Origin of the sequence: Allomesorhizobium camelthorni (genome assembly GCF_011045125.1) — a bacterium.
Classification (GTDB): domain Bacteria; phylum Pseudomonadota; class Alphaproteobacteria; order Rhizobiales; family Rhizobiaceae; genus Allomesorhizobium; species Allomesorhizobium camelthorni.
Genome location: NZ_JAAKZF010000030.1, coordinates 1 through 16856, shown reverse-complemented (window position 1 = coordinate 16856; position 16856 = coordinate 1). Strand labels below are relative to the sequence as shown.

Sequence of the window (16856 nt, the reverse complement as noted above, 5' to 3'; positions counted from 1 at the left end):
GCATGTGTTCAGAACGCCCAACCACGACCATTCGGAGCGATCCAAGAAATTGCGCCTGGTCGTCCGCGTCAGTGTTGTGCTCTCGACAGGCGCGGAAGGCATAGATTGCGCCAACAAGAGGAAGGTCCCAGCCCGCGATTTTGCTCCATTCGCAGCGATCCAGCCTGCCGACTCGGGTCGATTGGTGGCGATCCATGTCGGCGGATACGGACGCTGATAAGCGTCTTAGCATCAAAGGAACTCGTTTGGCTCAAAATTGCGGCCTTGATAGGAGAGCGTGCCGTTTTCACCGCATGGATAATGATTCGCTGGCTTGCGCATAGCTGCCTGGCGCCGCGTCCGCACCAATCCCGAAGTAACCAAGTTCGCGAGAGCCGCGCCCTATACCAGTTCGAGCCGGCCGCCGCTCAATTGGTCCAGCATACAGATCTCTTCGAACGCACGCAGCGGATCGGCCAAGACTCGCCAAACCACCAACGCTTGATTTGTCCCAGCTATTGGCATCAGTCCTCTTTTTCAGAGGCGCTTGATCTCGATGCCGTATTTCCTCAGCATGTAGCCGATCTGGCGCGGCGTCAGTCCAAGCAGGCGCGCCGCCTTTGCCTGCACCCAGCCACATCTTTCCATGGCCGCGATGAGGCGCTCGCGATCGGTCATGTTCGCACCATTCGAGGGGGCTGCGCAGGCGGGTGCCAGCGGTGCCTGCTCGCTGACGACAGGCGGGACCGCAACGGCGGACGAAGTAGCGGCCTCAGCCGGCGGCGTGGCCGGCTTTACTGGCACCGCCACGATCGGCCCCGATTGCAGCGGCATCGTGCCCGATCCGCTCTTCCACAGTACCGCGGAAAAGCACTGGCCCTGGGAGCAGGCAAAGTCGCTTCGGACGATTGATGGTCCCGGCGCAAGGATCGCTGTCCGGTGCACGCAATTTTCGAGCTCGCGAATGTTGCCGGGAAAACCACAGTTCATCAGTACCTCAATCGCACTGGCATCGAAGGTCAGCGTACGGCCGTCCTCGTTGTTTATATTCCTGAGAAACTCAGCGGCGAGGAGCGGAATATCACTGCGCCTTTCGCGCAACGGCGGCACCCGCAAGGGAACCACGCAGATGCGGTAATACAAGTCGGCGCGGAACTCGTTCCTCGCAACCGCCTCTTCGAGATTCTTGTTCGTAGCGGCAATCACGCGAACATTTACCTTGATGGTCTGGTTGCTGCCGACGCGCTCAAACTCCTGCTCCTGCAACACACGCAGTAGCTTTGCCTGGAACGAGGCTGAAATCTCGCCGATCTCGTCCAGAAACAACGTCCCCTTGTCGGCGAGCTCAAAGCGCCCCTTGCGCGAATTGAACGCGCTGGTGAAGGCACCCTTCTCATGGCCGAACAATTCGGATTCAAGGACTGTCTCAGGGAGCGCCGCGCAATTGAGCGTGATGAAGGGCCGCTTGGCGCGCAGCGACAGCTCGTGAACGGTCTTGGCGACCAGCTCCTTCCCGGTACCGGATTCGCCCCGCAACAGAACCGTGCAGTTCGACTTGGCTACGACCGCGACCTTCTCGAGCAGTCCGCGCAACGCCGGGCTGTCGCCAATAATGGCCTTGACGTGAACCTTCTTATTTTCCTGCGCGGGGTGCTTGCGCTCGGAGAATGGCTTTTGCAGCTGGTCCTTATCCGCCATCGGTCGCTCGCGATTGCGCGCGAATAAAAGATGCAGCCTTACTGTCTGCCCCACCAGGTTGGCGGTCATGGTAAGCAGCCGGACGTGGTAATCGAGCCGGAACCTCATTGTCCAGGACGCGGTCGATGGTCAGCGTGCCCACGACGTTCGCATCGACGCGAATGGGAACGCCGATGAACGACACTCGTATGGTGTCGCAGACCCCGCGCGCGTCCATGTCGGCGGCACTGAAGACCGAATGCACCGCCAAGTTCTCGGCGACGAGCGGCGTGTGCGTCGTCGCAATCTGGTCGATTGAATTCTGCGGCAAGCGCGACCGGTAGCGCTCATCGCTGCCTTCGCGCCAGCCGACGCCATCACCATCGAAGAGAGAGATGATGCCGGGCCGCAACTGCACAAACGATCGCAGGAGATCGGCCACGTTGGCCAACGTGCCTTCGAGCCTGAAGAAAAATGCCCTGACGTCAAGTCGGAGCGCCGCGATGTGGTCAAGTGCAAAGCAGGGGGATGCCTGGCGCATGGCTTTCCTTCCACGAGGCGCGACCGTTGTTCTGGGCCAACTGGCTTCTTCCAGGCCGCAACCGCACGTTGATTCAACGAGACCGGAATGAGGGGCGGGAGTCAATCGAGCATTCTTTCATTTGCGAAGGGAAAGCCGGCGCCTATGATAGACTTCCATCAGGTTCATATATTTTCCGGCAGATGGATGTCGAACGGCAAAAACGTCTGCCCCGGCGTCTCCGCGGTGCCGGTCTTGATCGCCCGGGCCATCAGCGTCATCAGCTCCTGGCAAAGCCGGCGCAGTGGCGTGGCGAGCGCCATCGTGATGGTGTCATCTGCGAGCGCCGCCCGCGACTCCGGCGTGATTTCATTCACGATCGCCACGAGATCCTGACCTTTGCCCTCCTCGCGGAGCGCCGAGATGGCGCCTTCCATGCCCCCGCCGGCCACATAGAAGCCGACGAGATCAGGGTGCCGCTGCATGAGATCCAGCGTTGTCTCGTAAGTGATCTGCCGTTTCTCGAGGTTCACGAGCGTATCGAGCACCTCGAAACTCGGCGCGTTCTCACGCAAATAGGAGCGAAAGCCGGTTTCGCGGAGCTCGTGCCCCTGGAAGCGGTGGCTGCCGACGAAGACCGCCACCTTGCCGGGCCGTTTTGCGACATTGGAAAACATCCAAGCGGCCGTCCGCCCGACCTTGCGGTTGTTGAGGCCGATATAGCCCTCGCGCACGCCGGCGGCGAAGTCGGAGAGCAGCGAGAAAACCGGAATGCCTTTCGCCTTGAGCTCCTCGACCGCTGCCGTGATGTTCGGGTGGTCTGGCGCCACCATGGCGATCGCTTGGCAGCGTCCGCCAAGGTCCTTGAGGAGCGCGATCACATCCCCCGGCACATGCGACGATGCAAATTCGATGCGTGGAATGCCGTGGAAAGACTGGGCCAAACGGACCGCCGCTTCGACCTCGCGCGCGAAGTCTTGGTAGAAATGCTGGGCGGGTTTTCTCAATATGAAGCCCAGCCGATATTGCGGCAGATCACGCTGCCAGCGCTGCTTGATGAGACCGGCAGCATGATACCCGATGGCGTGGGCGGCCTCGTAGACGCGTCGCGCAGTCTCCTCCCGCACCGGATGGCGGGCGTTCAGAACCCGATCGACGGTAGCGACGCTGACTCGGGCTTCTCGGGCGAGATCGGCAATTGTGGGGCGCTTGGCCATGGTCCAATTCTGATAAAATGTCATGAGGGAATGCAGAATTCTGCCCTTCGTCAATGCCGCCTGCGCCCGCGGCTTGCTTCTCCCGCAATCCGGCGGCGGCCTGGGAAGTGCTCGCCGACACCTTCAAGCGGGTGACACTCGACCGACGAGACGCTATCGGGGTTGCCGGTGACGTCGTAGCCTCCTTACGGCGACCACAGCCATCGCGAGGGCTGATCGCCTGCGATTCAGCCAATCATCCCGAAAAGGAAGCCCGCTAAAAAACCGATCGACAGCGCAAGCAGCACGGCGTCAAGGACAGTTCTCAAGTCCATCGGGCGGTAAGCGGTCGAGCGGCGGGCATTATGCTCAGGATAACGCATGGCAGACTCCATCCTTCGCGGTACTTCCCTTCGCCAAGCCGGCATTGAGCTTCGTGATTCGGCAAGCTGACCTGGCCGGACGAAAGCACGTCCTCGAAAGCGTGGCCCATCCGCCATTTGACGGCCTCCCGGGTGTGGAATGGATGCAATGTCTGCAGGTCCGCATCCTGCCGAACGCCTGGTTGATTGTTTGCTTCACGCCCTCTCGTCGCGGTCCGAAGGCCTGCTCCAATGCAGGGTCCACACGCCGTCTTCGGCATCGGACCCGAACAAGCTCGCGCGGATCGGCTGCGTGAAGCTCGGATCATCGATGACAACCCATAGACGCCCGCCTTCTCCCCGGTGCGATCCCCCGCCGCGCCGACTTCGGCGGCGTCACAGAAGACGCGCCCGGCGCATTCCCGATGCCCGCTCCCCTGGCCGGCAGGATGACCAGCTTGGCGTCGAGCGACAGTGCGCGGATGTTGTCGAAGAAGCCGTCCTCTTGGCGGGTGAATGTGCCGATCTGCGGCATTGCTGCTGCTCCTCTCGATACGTGGTGGATGAGCTTGGGTCGAAGGCTCGCTGCCTCCTGGCTGGCGGGCAGCTGGGGATAGTCGAGCCGGTGCTACCAGCACTAAATCATTCGGAGCTCCCAAATCGAAAGCGCATTTGACGAACAGCACTCCAGGCGTGACCGGGCGTGTCGATCTCCGTACGTTTTTGTTTAGGGCGCCCATACTTTTGCACTCCCCGAATTTAGCGCTTCTGATTTCATCGGCCCCGCGAAGCGCTGTTCGAGCCCTGCTGGTCGATTGTTTGGTGCTTGTGAGCAACCCGGCGACTTATCAGGCGCGATGCTGCGACCTGACTCGGCGGGGCGCGCGATCGGTGGTTGGCCGATTAATGTCTCGGCAGGCTGATGGCCGCCGAAGGCGGCTTCCAACTGCGCTTGGTCCAACTCGCCTTCCCAGCGGGCGACGACGAGCGATGCCACCGCGTTACCGACGAAATTCGTCAGCGCCCGGCATTCCGACATGAAGCGGTCGATGCCAAGGATCAGAGCCATGCCAGCGACGGGAACAGTCGGAACTACGGAGAGCGTAGCGGCCAGCGTGATGAAGCCGGCACCTGTGACACCTGCTGCACCCTTCGAGGAAAGCATCGCGACGAGCAGCAGGAGGACCTGATCACTAATCGAAAGATCCGTATTCGTCGCCTGCGCGATGAAGAGGGCCGCGAGGGTCATGTAGATATTAGTGCCGTCCAGATTGAAGGAATATCCGGTTGGAACGACGAGACCCACGACCGAACGCTTGGCGCCGGCCTTCTCCATTTTCTCCATGAGAGAGGGCAGCGCCGCCTCCGAAGAGGACGTTCCGAGGACAAGCAGCAGCTCTTCCTTGATGTATCGAAGGAGAGAAAAGATCGAGAAGCCGTTGTAACGGCAGACCGCGCCGAGAACCCCGAACACGAAGAGGAAGGCAGTGAGATAGAAGGTCGCGACCAGCATCGCGAGGTTGACCACAGAACCGATGCCGTATTTGCCGATCGTGAAGGCCATTGCGCCGAAAGCGCCGATCGGCGCGGCCTTCATCAGGATGCTGACCAGCTTGAAAATGGGGGCGGTAAGCGCCTGGAGAAAGCAAGTGACCGGCTTGCCCGTCTCTCCGACCATCGCCAGCGCGATGCCGAACAGAACCGAGAAGCACAGGACCTGCAGGATGTCGCCGTCGGCGAAGGCGCCGACAATCGTTGACGGGATGATGTTCATCAGGAAGCCGGTCACGGACTGCTCGTGGGCCTTTGCGGCATAGGTATTCACGGCCTGGACGTCGAGCGAGGCCGGATCGATGTTGAGGCCGGCACCGGGCTGAACGACATTGGCGACGATGAGGCCGACGATAAGCGCGAGCGTCGAGAAGGTGACGAAATAGACCATCGCCTTGCCGGCAACCCGGCCGACCTTCTGGAGATCGTTCATGCCGGCAATGCCAGTCGCCACGGTCAGAAAGATAACGGGCGCGATGATCATCTTGACGAGCTTGATGAAGGCATCGCCGAGCGGCTTCAGGCTCTCGCCGATTTCGGGATAGAAATGACCGAGTGCGATGCCGAGGGTGATTGCGGCAAGCACCTGCACGTAAAGCTGGGTATAAAGGGGTTTGCGAGGCGCAATGTTTGCGCTGTGAGCTTGTGGGTTCAACATGTATCTCTCTCCCTGACCGGATCGGGCGGGCTCTTCCTCCCTGGGCTTCTCCCGTCGCTGCGCTCCGGTCGAACGCTGCTGCGAGGCTGGTCGCAAGAGCCGTGCCAAAACAAAAAACGAGGGAATCGCCTCGGTCTCAGGTGTTTTCGAAGCTTGGGCAGCAAGATTGTGTGGTTTTCCGCACTGATCGCCTTCCCTTCTGGCGGAACCCCGCACTATGGTTCGTCAATGGTCGATCTGAAGAATGCGATGGCAGAAGACAAGACTGGCAAGGGCACCTTCCAGCGCGCCCCATTGGTCTTCCCTGGCAGATCGGCGGTCGGTCGATCTCTCTGGCTTGCGGTTTTGCTTGCACTGCTTGGTGCAGCTCTCGGTCTTGTCGTCTTTGCAACGGGCCGCATCGCCGGCACCAGAGCGGAGTATGCCTTACGCGACCGTGCTCTTGCCGCGCTCCCGCTTGCAGCCGACAGTTTGAAAGGGGACGTCGAGAAGCAGAGAGTGATTCCGCTGGTCCTGGCACGCGACGGTGCGGTTCAGGAGATGCTTCGCAGTCCGAGCACTGCCACCGAAGCCGCGCTCGATGACAAGCTTCGCGCCATCGGGCGCGACGCCGGCTCTTCTATGATCTACGTCATCAATCCTGAGGGCATAACGGTTGCCGCGAGCAACGCCGGCGAGCCGACCAGTTTCGTCGGCAGCAATTATCGATTTCGTCACTACTTCACCGAGGCGATGGCGAATGGCACGGCTATGCAATATGCGCTCGGCACGGTTAGCGCGCGGCCTGGGCTCTACCTGTCGAGCCGGGTCGATGGGCCGGAGGGGCCGCTCGGTGTGGTCGTGGTGAAGGTGGAACTGGACCGGGTCGAATCGAGCTGGCTGGAGAGCGGCTTCGTCGTCTTCACGACCGATGAGCGCGGCGTTGTCCTTGCGACGAGCGTGCCCCAATGGCGTTTTGGCGCTCTCTCACTGCTTTCCGAAGAGGAGGCGGAAACCGCCCGCAATCGTCTACAGCTACCGGGCGCGACTTTCGAGCCGGTGCCGCTTTCCCGCCGCGGCGGCAACCTGGTCACCGCAAGTCCTGCGAGTCGATCAGCCGGTTTCGTTGAGGTTTCGCAGGATCTGGGCAAAGCAGTTCCGGGCTGGCGCCTGTCGTTGCTCATTCCCGCTGACGCCGAGATCTCCTCGGCGGCCATGACAGCCCGCGTGACGACGCTGCTTGCCCTCGTTCTCGTTGGATTCGTCGCTTTCGTCACTGTTCGACGGCGGCGGGCGATCCGGCAGCGGCAAGAAGCGCTTGTGTTCATGAATGCGGAACTGGAGCATCGCGTCAAGCTGCGCACGGCGGAGCTCCAGCGCTCGAACGAAGCGCTCGCCGGTGAGATCGCCGAGCGCGAGAACGCTGAGGCAAGAGTGCGCCGCTTGCGCGATGAACTCGCCCAGGCGAACCGCCTGTCGATCCTCGGACAGATCGCGGCCGGGGTCGCCCACGAGATCAACCAGCCGGTGGCCGCGATCCGCACCTATGCCGAAAATGCCGCGCATCTTCTTCGGAGCGGCCGATCGCAAGACACCGCCGGGAATTTGAGCTCGATCGTCGCCATGACCGGCAGGATCGGGACGATCACCGAAACGCTAAGGTCCTTCTCCCGCCGCGCGAGCGGATCGATGGGACCGATACCAGCAGAAGACGCGATTGATGGCGCCCTGTCGCTTCTTTCAGGCCGAATTCGAGATTCCGGGGTGACGATCGAACGAAAGCGAATCGACCCGTCTCCAATGGTCATGGCGAGCCGCATACGACTGGAGCAGATCCTCGTCAACCTCCTCCAGAACGCGCTTGACGCCCTGAAGGACGAACCGGAGCCCCGGGTCGAGATCGCGCTCGCCGAGAACAGGGAAATGGTCGCGATTTCCGTTCGGGACAACGGCCCCGGCCTTGCCCCCGACATTCGCAGGAGCCTCTTCATGCCGTTCATCACCAGCAAGGAAAAGGGCCTCGGTCTTGGCCTGGTCATTTCGGAAGAGATCGCACGTGAGCTCGGCGGCTCGTTGCGGCTTGATGATGCCGGCCACCGGAAAGGGGCTTCCTTCACGGTCGAGCTGAGGCGCGCGGCATGAGTGCTGAAAAAGGGCCGGTCATCTTTATTGACGACGATGAGGATCTGCTGCGCGCAGCCACGCAGATGCTGAAGCTTGCCTCCTTCTCACCGAGCGTCTTCGGTTCGGCCGAGGCCGCGCTCGCCAGAATCGACGAGAACTTCGATGGCCCCGTTGTGAGCGACATCCGCATGCCCGGGATGAACGGCCTTCAGCTCTTCGAGCGAGTGAAGGCGATAGACGCGGACATTCCGGTTATCCTGATCACCGGGCATGGCGACGTCGAGCTGGCCGTTGCCGCCATCAAGGATGGCGCCTACGATTTCATCTCGAAACCATATGCGACCGACCGGCTTTTAGCGACACTGCATCGCGCTTCGGAAAAACGGCATCTGGTCCTGGAAAACAGACGTCTTAGGGATGCGGTCGCCCGATCCGTGGGCGATATTCCGCTCATCGGCGAGGCACCGGCCATGAGCCAGTTGCGCGAAACGCTTCGCCAGATCGCCGATACCGATGTGGACGTCCTCGTGGAGGGCGAGACGGGCACGGGCAAGGAGGTGGTCGCGGATCTGCTTCACCGCTGGAGCAAACGACGCGCGAGGCCCTTCGTTGCCCTGAATTGTGGAGCGCTGCCCGAAAGCGTCATCGAAAGCGAACTTTTCGGCCACGAGGTAGGCGCCTTTACAGGCGCGCAGAGGCGCAGGATCGGCCGCATCGAGCACTCGAACGGCGGGACGCTCTTCCTCGACGAAATCGAGTCGATGCCGCCTGCACTGCAGGTGAAGCTTCTGAGGGTGCTTGAGACCCGGCAGATCACGCCACTCGGCACCAACCAAACCCGCAGCATCGACCTTCGTGTCGTGTCGGCTACGAAAGCCGATCTCGGCGATCCGGCCGCTCGCGGAGATTTCCGGGAAGACCTCTATTTCCGGCTGAATGTCGTGACGCTCCGCATCCCGCCGCTTCGCGAACGGCGCGAAGATATCCCGATCCTTTTTGGGCATTTCCTGGAGCGTGCCTCCAAACGCTTCGGCAGGCCAGCTCCGGACATGAGCGCCGCCGTGCGCGATCGCCTCACGAGCCACGACTGGCCCGGCAATGTCCGTGAACTCGTGCATTTCGCCGATCGCGTTGCCTTGGGACTTGAAGGCGTAGGCACGCCCATGGCACCCGGTCGAAAGGACGAAGCGGTATCAAACCTGCCCTTGTCCGAAAAGGTCAGCCTTTATGAGGCGACCGTCATCCGCGACGCCTTGCAGGAATGCGGCGGCGACGTGAGGCGGACGATCGAAGTCCTGGGAGTTCCCCGCAAGACCTTCTACGATAAGCTGAAACGCCACGGGATAGACTCGGCCGATTACCGAAAAAATCGCGAATGTTCAAAGCCTTCTTGACCTCACCTATCGCGGAAAGGCTGCGACGATGACCGCGCTATGGGTATTGTATCGGCAGGGAAGGCCTCAACCGATTGAAGAACAGCCGGTGCGCTATGCTTGGATGGCCCGTGCTTTCAAATGCCCCGTTGAGATGATGATCGGGCGATCGAGCGGCCGGCGCTCCGCGTGGAATGGGCAAAACCGGTTGCGCCCGTCCCGCGAGGGGAGGCAAGGTCGGCCGGTCCTTACGAGACCACGCTGGATCTCGGCACCCTGAGCTCGTCGGCTTCTATGTGGCCGGCGGGGGCATGGAAGGCGCCATCTCGGCGCTCCGCGAGGAGGGCAAAGGTCAGGATCTCGTGGCGATCGTGAATGAAATCACGCCGGAGTCGCGGGCGCCGCTCGCAAATGACATCATCACGATGGCGCTCGCCACGCCACTGCGCCGGCTTTGCCGGGAGCTGATGCTGCTGGCCCGGGCCATCAAGACCGGCACCGCGGAGTCGCCGGGGCAGACGTTTTGCCGTTCGACATCCATCTGCCGGAAAATATATGAACCTGATGGAAGTCTATCATAAGCGCCGAGTTTCCCTTCGCAAATGAAAGAAAGCTCGATTGACTCTCCTCCCTCATTCCGGTCTCGTGAATCAACGTGCGGTTGCGGCCTGGAAGAAGCCAGTTGGCCCACGGCGGCGGCCGCGCTTCATGGAAGGAAAGCCAAGCCATGCGCCAAGCAACGCCCCGCTTTGCACTCGACCAGATGGCAGCGCCCCGACTTGACGTCAGGGCATTTTTCGCGCTTGCCCGCGACCTGGGCCTGAGAGACGTCGACATCCGCAACCATCTCGGCAGCAATGCTGTTACACGCGGTGTGCCGGCGGCGGACGTCCGGTCTGCCGCCGACGAAGCGGGCGTCACGATCATCTCCGTCAACACCTTGCAGCGCTTCAATGAGTGGACTCCCGCCCGCGAGGCCGAGGCGAACAAACTCGCCGACTATGCGGCAGCCTGCGGCGCGAAGACGCTCGTGCTGGTGCCGGTCAACGACGGCTCGTGGCCCGCCAATGGCGAGCGCCAGGGCGATCTCCGCGTCGCCTTGAAGTGGCTCAAGCCGATCCTCGAGCCCCGCGGCCTGATCGGTCTCATCAAGCCGCTGGGCTTCCACACTTGCTCGCTTCGATCGAAGAAGGAAGCGGCTGAGGCCATTGCCGCGGTCGATGGCCAGTCCGTCTTCCGCCTCGTGCACGACACGTTCCACCACACGCTCGCCGGGGAGACGTTCTTCTTCTGCGAGCTGACTGGTCTCGTGCACATTTCAGGCGTGAACGATCCGACATTCTGGATTTACCCGGGTCGCGTACTGGTAGGTTCCGACAATGGCAGCCAGATCCGGGCGCTGCTTGATGGCGGCTATTCAGGTCCCTTCTCGTTCGAACTAACCGAGGAAGTGCACGTGCCGGACGACCTCGCAGGCGCACTTGCCGCCAGCATCGATTTCATCCGCGGGCTAATGACGCGTGAGCCGAGTGAGGCGCTGAATAGATCTAGGAGCGCGTGCGACGTCCCGGGGTCTTGTCTGGAGTAGCGATGCGGGACGCCTCCTGCAACATTATCTCCCGCATCCAGATGCTTGCCGGATCACTGTTGTGAAGGGCCGGCCATTGGACGGCCTCGGTGAATGCGGGAAGTGGCAGCGGAAGTTCGATGATTTGCAGGGGGAACGAATTTTCGAAATGCTTGACCAGCCGCAAGGGCATGGTCGCTATACGAGTGGTGCCTGACACTATAGGCGGGATCATACTAAAGGCCTGCACGACGACCTCGACACGTCTCTTAAGACCATGCTCAAGCAAAAACCATTCTTCGATGGAGGGCTTCCCCGTACGCCCGAACCTGGCCGCAACGTGCCTCATCGACATGTACCTCTCGAACGTAAGCTGCCGTGACAGTTGCTTGTTCGTGGGACAGCCCACGCACACGAGCGTCTCGTTGAACAGCGCCACTCTTGGATGCGCGCTCGACATGAACAGATCCGGTAGAATTAGAAAGTCGACGTCACCACGCCGGAGAAGCTCATCGGGGTCGTCGTCGAGAGGCAGCAATTCGAAGCTGACGGCGGGCGCTTCCCGTGCAACACGCTCCACGACCTTTTCAAAAAACACGAGCGTGATGAAGTCGGAAAGAATGATCCTGAAGCGTCGGTCGGATTGAGCTGGGTTAAACGGATCCCAAGAAATAATCGAGCCCTGGATGCGCAAGAGTGCGTCGCGAACTGCGGGGGCGAGTGCCTCTGCACGCGGTGTCAGAATACGTTCGCGGCCGCTCATCGTAAACAGTTCATCGTGGAAATAGTCACGCAGCCGGGCGACGGCCGCACTCATGGCCGGCTGACTTAGGTTGATGCTGCGTGCCGCCGCCGTGAGATTGCGCTCGGTCAGCAGTGCGTCGAGCACGACGAGGAGATTTAGATCAAGCCCTTTGAAACGCATGTCTTCACCTATCCATAGTGTGGATGCATTTCATCGAAACAAACGATTTTATCAATCTTGCGGAACCCTGCATTGACGACAGCACCTGACACGCACCGATCACCGCTGCCTCTATCGCGTGACGAATGCGTGAAAAGAGCCCGAAAGGAGAAATCTTTCCATGAGCTCAGACGTGCGCTGGAAGTTGTGCTGGGAAAATGAGTTGCAGCTGGCCGACCACTTCGAACTCTCCGACTTCTTCCAAAACACTTATGGACCGACTGGGGCCTTCAACGCAAAGCCATTCGAAGGCGGCCGTAGCTGGGCCGGCGCGCGGCCGGAACTCCGCGCAATTGCCCACGACGCGCACGGCGTAGCGGCTCATATCGGCATATTGCGCCGCTTCATCAAAGTTGACGAGGTCGATCTGTTAGTGGCCGAACTGGGGTTGTACGGGGTGCGTCCGGATCTTGAGGGACTCGGAATCGGTCATTCAATGCGCGTTGCGTCTCCAGTTCTGCGGCAGCTTGGGGTTCCATTCGCTTTCGGCACGGTTCGGCATGCGCTGCGGAACCATCTTGAGAGGTTCTGCAGAGACGGCCTGGCGACCCTTGTGTCGGGGGTTCGCGTACGGTCCACCCTTGCAGATGTGTGTCTCGACCTGCCGCCCACGCGCGTTGAGGACGTGCTCGTCGTGGTTGTGCCGATTGGACGCTCGATGAGCGAGTGGCCGTCCGGCACCCTGATTGATCGGAACGGTCCGGAGCTATGAAACATCTGGACTACATGTGCGAAGTGCCGAGTGCCTGCGCTGACGGCACCGAAGATCGCAGCGTCCATTTGACGCTCGACGACGGTCCCAATCCACTGTGCACACCGCAGGAGCCTCGATGTGCTGGGGCACATCGGGTGCCGGCGACGTTCTTCGTCGTCGGTGCCTACGCCGCAGACCAGCCCGAACTCATCCGGTCTCCATAAGCAGTTGGTCTTGGTGAGTCGCATACGCTTGGTGAGGGGCAATTTTCGCGATGGGGCTGGCGGAGGGATGGCGCCGCGTCCATCGAAACCCATTATCATGGAAAGGAACAAAATGGCTGATCAACTCGCAACGCAAGTCATTGCCACGATCAAGAACCGCATCGAATCGGAGAGCGGCGAGGGAACGACTGCATCCCTCGTCGGCGAAATAACGACTGCCACGGAACTGACCTCGCTCGGAGTCGATTCGCTGGGTCTGGCAGATATCCTCTGGGACGTGGAGCAGGCCCACGGCATCGAGATCGACATGAACTCGGCCGACGCCTGGTCGAATCTCAAGAATGTCGGCGACGTGGTGGAAGCCGTCCGCGGCTTGCTCGCCAAGGAGGCCTGACATGGACAGGCGAGTCGTCATTACTGGGATTGGCGGGCTTTGCGGGCTAGGCACCAACGCCGCCTCTATCTGGAAACAGATGCGCGAAGGCCGCTCCGCCATCGGCCCGATGGTCACTTCCGAACTGCATGATCTGAAGGGCACAGTCGGCACCGAGATCAAGGAGCTGCCCGAGCACGACATCGACCGCAAGCAGCTCGTCTCCATGGACCGCTTCAGCTTGCTCGCTGTGCTTGCAGCGCGCGAAGCCATGCAGCACGCCGGACTTTCCTGCGATGATGGAAATCCCTATCGCTTCGGCGCGACAGTGGGCGTCTGCGGCTGGGGCTGGGGAACGGTCGAAGAAACCTACCGCTCCCTCCTTTTGGAAGGCGCGAAGCGTGCTGGCATCTTCTCTGCACCAAGGGGGTTGCCAAGCGCCGCTGCCAGTCAGGTCAGCATGAGCCTCGGCCTGCGCGGCCCAGTCTTTGGCATCGCCTCCGCATGCGCGTCGGGCAACCATGCGATCGCTTCGGCGGTGGATCAGATTAGGCTAGGCCGGGCCGACGTGATGCTTGCCGGAGGTAGCGAAGCGCCACTCGTATGGGTTATGCTGAAGGCATGGGAAGCAATGCGCGCACTCGCTCCCGATACTTGCCGGCCCTTCTCCGCCGACAGGAAGGGAGTCGTGCTAGGCGAGGGTGCGGGCATGGCCGTGCTGGAAAGCTATGAGCATGCCGCGGCGCGCGGCGCCACAATGCTTGCCGAGATCGTGGGCATCGGCCTTTCCGGCGATGCCTTCCACGTCGTCGCGCCGTCTATCGAGGGGCCGGAGGCCGCGATGCGCGCTTGCCTTGCCGATGCCGGGCTGAATGCCGAGGACGTGGACTACCTCAACGCGCACGGCACCGGCACCAAGGCCAACGATCAGGCCGAGACGGCGGCGATCAAGCGCGTCTTCACAGACTATGCCTATTCGATGTCTGTCTCGTCCACCAAGTCCATGCACGCGCATTGCCTCGGCGCAGCGAGCGCGCTTGAAATGATCGCCTGCGTGATGGCGATCCAGGAGGGCGTCGTGCCGCCGACCGCCAATTATCGCGAGCCAGACCCCGATTGCGATCTCGACGTCACGCCCAATGTGCCGCGCGAGCGCAAGGTGCGCGTGGCACTGAGCAACGCCTTCGCCATGGGCGGCATGAACGCAGTTCTGGCATTCAGGCAGGTGTAGAAGCCATGCGAGATGCCTCCTGCAACATTGTCTCTCGTATCCAGATGCTTGCCGGATCACGATTGTGAAGGACGTTCCTTTAGGACCGGCCTCGGTGAATGCGCCAAGTGGCAGCGGAAGCTCGACGAGCCGGGGCCTCGTTTTTTGCAAAATTCTCAACTGTTGAAGCGGCGTGGACGTACCGCTACCAGTAAAGTTAAGCGAGACCCTTCGGGTTCGGCTCGATGGTCTGTCTAAAGTTGTACCCGACAATGTCTGGAAGGCGCAGGGCCGCCAGTGACCGTTTCCGTGTGAAGCCGGTCCTTAGAAAGGAATCGATAACAATGTTCGATCTGACCGGCCGCAAGGCGCTCGTCACCGGGGCAAGCGGTGGTATCGGCGAGGCCGTGGCGCGGGCGCTGCACGCGCAGGGCGCAACCGTCGGCCTGCACGGCACGCGTGTCGAAAAGCTTGAGGCGCTGGCCGCCGAACTTGGCGAGCGAGTGAAGCTGTTTCCGGCGCATTTTTCGAATCGCGACGAGGTCAAGGCGCTCGGCGCAAAGGCCGAAGCCGATCTCGAAGGCGTCGACATATTGGTCAACAATGCCGGCATCACCAAGGACGGGCTTTTTGTCCGCATGTCGGACGCGGACTGGGACGCGGTGCTGGAAGTCAATTTGACGGCGGTGTTCCGGCTCACCCGTGAACTGACCCATCCGATGATGCGCCGCCGCAACGGCCGCATCATCAACATCACCTCCGTGGTCGGCGTTACAGGCAATCCCGGCCAGGCGAACTACTGCGCCTCAAAGGCCGGCATGATCGGCATGTCGAAGTCGCTGGCGCAGGAGATCGCGACGCGCGGTGTGACGGTGAACTGCGTGGCGCCGGGCTTTATCGAATCGGCCATGACCGAAAAGCTGAACGAAAAGCAGAAAGAAGCGATCATGGCCGCCATTCCGGCCAAGCGCATGGGCACTGGCGCCGAGGTCGCCTCGGCTGTGGTCTACCTGGCCTCGAACGAGGCTGCCTACATCACCGGCCAGACCATTCATGTGAATGGCGGCATGGCAATGATTTAGCCTGAAAATTCATGAGGGTTCACACTACACGACTCTGAGAGATTCGGTTCGGGCGACTTCAGATATTTCGCCACAAATCCGTAACCTTGTCAGAATGGCTTGCGATCCAGAAGCCGTCGAGCCCGGCCTCCTGGATCACGAGCTAGGAAAACACCGCCCGGTGCGTGCCAGCGCCTTCCTGTTGAGCTCGGCAAAGCGTGCCAGCATTCCGGCGACATCGCCGGCCGCCACCGTATGCTCCGATTTTCTCGCCGCCCGGCGAAGCGCGGTGATCAGCTATATCGAGCGACTCAGTTCCCACGCCACGCAGATTGCGCCAAGATCGGTGCGAATAGCGGTCGGCGCTTCGGGGTGGTTCGCGGCAACGGGCATGCTCCAGTGTGAGATTCTCTCAAGCGACCAGCCGGCCTCATTCCGCCAGAACACAGTCGCTATCCACCTCACGATAGGATCTCATGTGGGGCCTGCGCGCCGCGATGCCGAAACGCTCGAGCTTTGCAGTCGCCCAATTCGACACGCTGCGACTCACCTCATCAAGATCGCCGCGCGCGTGATCGAGATGAAAACCCAAATCCGCCTGCACCTGCCGACATCCTGCCCGGACCAGCGCATCCTGCGCATTGTCCTCAGTCGCATCCCGCAACTCGCGACATAAACAATGGGGCGCAGACGTCCCGAAACAAACCCGCTGACCTCAACCCGCAAACCCCGCCTTCATCACGACGGATCACTGCCGGCGTTTGCCGGTACGCCCTTGGGAAGAATGGGATCAAGAAAGTTCGGATTTTCGCACCGGAGCTGGCACTCGATCCGAAGCCCAGATGTGGCCCCGATCGTTGCCAAGGTCCACTCTTCCATATTCGAGAAGAATATCGACGCCTTTCTCGGCTGCATGCGCGCAAAGCGCCACGCTCTTTAAATAATGGCAGAAGCCGACGGTCGACTGCATCGCCAGCGCAACCGGCCGAAGCCAATATCGCCTCCCAAGAATCCCCCAACGCCTATCGGAACCCTCGAAATTCAGCCGACACGTGTTAAGGAGGCCGACACGACGAACAAGCGAGGGAGTGCCGAATGGAGACCAACAAGACCGAATCCGGCCACTCCGATCTCGACGAGGCGGCGCTCTATTTCCACAAACACCCGACTCCCGGCAAGCTGGAGATCCAGGCGACGAAGCCGCTGGGAAACCAGCGCGACCTGGCGCTCGCTTATTCGCCGGGCGTCGCCGCCCCCTGCCTCGCAATAAAGGACGATCCGGCGACGGCCGCCGACTATACTTCGCGGGCCAATCTCGTGGCGGTGATCTCCAACGGTTCTGCG

At 61.2% G+C, this 16856-nt stretch carries 14 protein-coding genes and 6 pseudogenes; 11 read left to right on the top strand and 9 right to left on the bottom strand.

Translation table 11 applies throughout. From position 1 onward, the window contains the following. Nucleotides 1-516: 516 nt before the first annotated feature. The 6 genes and pseudogenes from nifA to G6N73_RS19460 form a co-directional block, all read right to left on the bottom strand. Nucleotides 517-2197: pseudogene (nifA, locus tag G6N73_RS19475) on the bottom strand (nif-specific transcriptional activator NifA). A 164-nt stretch (nt 2198-2361) separates the two neighbouring features. After that, on the bottom strand, nt 2362-3393 hold the full coding sequence (locus G6N73_RS19470; RefSeq protein WP_165030573.1) for a LacI family DNA-binding transcriptional regulator: 1032 nt from the start codon (nt 3391-3393) through the stop codon (nt 2362-2364). Between the two features lie 227 nt (nt 3394-3620). After that, on the bottom strand, nt 3621-3755 hold the full coding sequence (locus G6N73_RS37995) for a hypothetical protein (protein ID WP_281352914.1): 135 nt from the start codon (nt 3753-3755) through the stop codon (nt 3621-3623). 195 nt (nt 3756-3950) lie between these two features. Continuing rightward, complete coding sequence (locus tag G6N73_RS38320) at nt 3951-4040, bottom strand: hypothetical protein (protein WP_343044678.1); 90 nt, start codon at nt 4038-4040, stop codon at nt 3951-3953. Between the two features lie 19 nt (nt 4041-4059). Further along, on the bottom strand, nt 4060-4269 hold the full coding sequence (locus tag G6N73_RS19465; protein WP_343044675.1) for a hypothetical protein: 210 nt from the start codon (nt 4267-4269) through the stop codon (nt 4060-4062). 192 nt (nt 4270-4461) lie between these two features. Continuing rightward, entirely contained in the window at nt 4462-5943 is a 1482-nt protein-coding gene (locus tag G6N73_RS19460; RefSeq protein WP_165030571.1) for a dicarboxylate/amino acid:cation symporter, read from the bottom strand. Nucleotides 5944-6171: 228 nt separating this feature from the next. Here G6N73_RS19460 and G6N73_RS19455 point away from each other — a divergent pair, with 228 nt between their 5' ends. The 4 genes and pseudogenes from G6N73_RS19455 to G6N73_RS19440 all read left to right on the top strand — a co-directional run bounded on the left by G6N73_RS19455 (nt 6172) and on the right by G6N73_RS19440 (nt 11007). After that, on the top strand, nt 6172-8064 hold the full coding sequence (locus G6N73_RS19455) for a sensor histidine kinase (RefSeq protein WP_425484117.1): 1893 nt from the start codon (nt 6172-6174) through the stop codon (nt 8062-8064). Continuing rightward, complete coding sequence (locus G6N73_RS19450) at nt 8061-9440, top strand: sigma-54-dependent transcriptional regulator (RefSeq protein ID WP_165030569.1); 1380 nt, start codon at nt 8061-8063, stop codon at nt 9438-9440. The genes G6N73_RS19455 and G6N73_RS19450 overlap by 4 nt, the downstream gene beginning before the upstream one ends. 248 nt (nt 9441-9688) lie before the next feature. Then, nucleotides 9689-9978: pseudogene (locus G6N73_RS19445) on the top strand (LacI family transcriptional regulator); the annotation flags it as partial. Between the two features lie 168 nt (nt 9979-10146). Then, complete coding sequence (locus tag G6N73_RS19440; protein WP_165030567.1) at nt 10147-11007, top strand: TIM barrel protein; 861 nt, start codon at nt 10147-10149, stop codon at nt 11005-11007. On the opposite strand, the gene G6N73_RS19435 is transcribed toward G6N73_RS19440, so the two are convergent. Further along, nucleotides 10967-11911 (bottom strand): LysR family transcriptional regulator, encoded by a 945-nt coding sequence (locus G6N73_RS19435; protein ID WP_165030565.1) that lies wholly within the window; start codon nt 11909-11911, stop codon nt 10967-10969. The genes G6N73_RS19440 and G6N73_RS19435 overlap by 41 nt on opposite strands. A gap of 160 nt (nt 11912-12071) precedes the next feature. On the opposite strand from G6N73_RS19435, the gene G6N73_RS19430 reads away from it, so the two are divergent. From G6N73_RS19430 to G6N73_RS19415, 4 genes are all read left to right on the top strand, one after another. Continuing rightward, nucleotides 12072-12662 carry a NodA family N-acyltransferase gene (locus G6N73_RS19430; RefSeq protein WP_165030563.1) on the top strand — a complete coding sequence of 197 codons (591 nt, stop codon included), beginning with the start codon at nt 12072-12074 and terminating at the stop codon, nt 12660-12662. Further along, the gene (locus G6N73_RS19425; RefSeq protein ID WP_165030561.1) at nt 12659-12868 is read left to right on the top strand and encodes a polysaccharide deacetylase family protein; all 210 of its coding nucleotides are present in this window, start codon (nt 12659-12661) and stop codon (nt 12866-12868) included. The genes G6N73_RS19430 and G6N73_RS19425 overlap by 4 nt, the downstream gene beginning before the upstream one ends. Nucleotides 12869-12980: 112 nt before the next feature. Further along, nucleotides 12981-13262 carry an acyl carrier protein gene (locus G6N73_RS19420; RefSeq protein ID WP_165030559.1) on the top strand — a complete coding sequence of 94 codons (282 nt, stop codon included), beginning with the start codon at nt 12981-12983 and terminating at the stop codon, nt 13260-13262. A gap of 1 nt (nt 13263) precedes the next feature. Continuing rightward, on the top strand, nt 13264-14472 hold the full coding sequence (locus tag G6N73_RS19415; protein WP_165030557.1) for a beta-ketoacyl-[acyl-carrier-protein] synthase family protein: 1209 nt from the start codon (nt 13264-13266) through the stop codon (nt 14470-14472). Here G6N73_RS19415 and G6N73_RS38625 read toward each other — a convergent pair. Continuing rightward, nucleotides 14459-14616 (bottom strand): annotated as a pseudogene (locus G6N73_RS38625) (LysR family transcriptional regulator); the annotation flags it as partial. The gene G6N73_RS19415 and the pseudogene G6N73_RS38625 sit on opposite strands and share 14 nt — an antisense overlap. A 179-nt stretch (nt 14617-14795) precedes the next feature. Here G6N73_RS38625 and fabG point away from each other — a divergent pair. Beyond that, entirely contained in the window at nt 14796-15533 is a 738-nt protein-coding gene (gene fabG / locus G6N73_RS19410) for a 3-oxoacyl-[acyl-carrier-protein] reductase (protein WP_165030554.1), read from the top strand. Between the two features lie 103 nt (nt 15534-15636). On the opposite strand, the pseudogene G6N73_RS37020 reads toward fabG, so the two are convergent. Further along, nucleotides 15637-15905: pseudogene (locus G6N73_RS37020) on the bottom strand (IS110 family transposase); the annotation flags it as partial. Nucleotides 15906-15985: 80 nt separating this feature from the next. On the opposite strand from G6N73_RS37020, the pseudogene G6N73_RS19405 reads away from it, so the two are divergent. Together G6N73_RS19405 and G6N73_RS19400 are read left to right on the top strand one after the other, a co-directional pair. Further along, nucleotides 15986-16188, top strand: a pseudogene (locus G6N73_RS19405) (transposase); the annotation flags it as partial. Nucleotides 16189-16607: 419 nt separating this feature from the next. Beyond that, nucleotides 16608-16856: pseudogene (locus tag G6N73_RS19400) on the top strand (NADP-dependent malic enzyme); the annotation flags it as partial.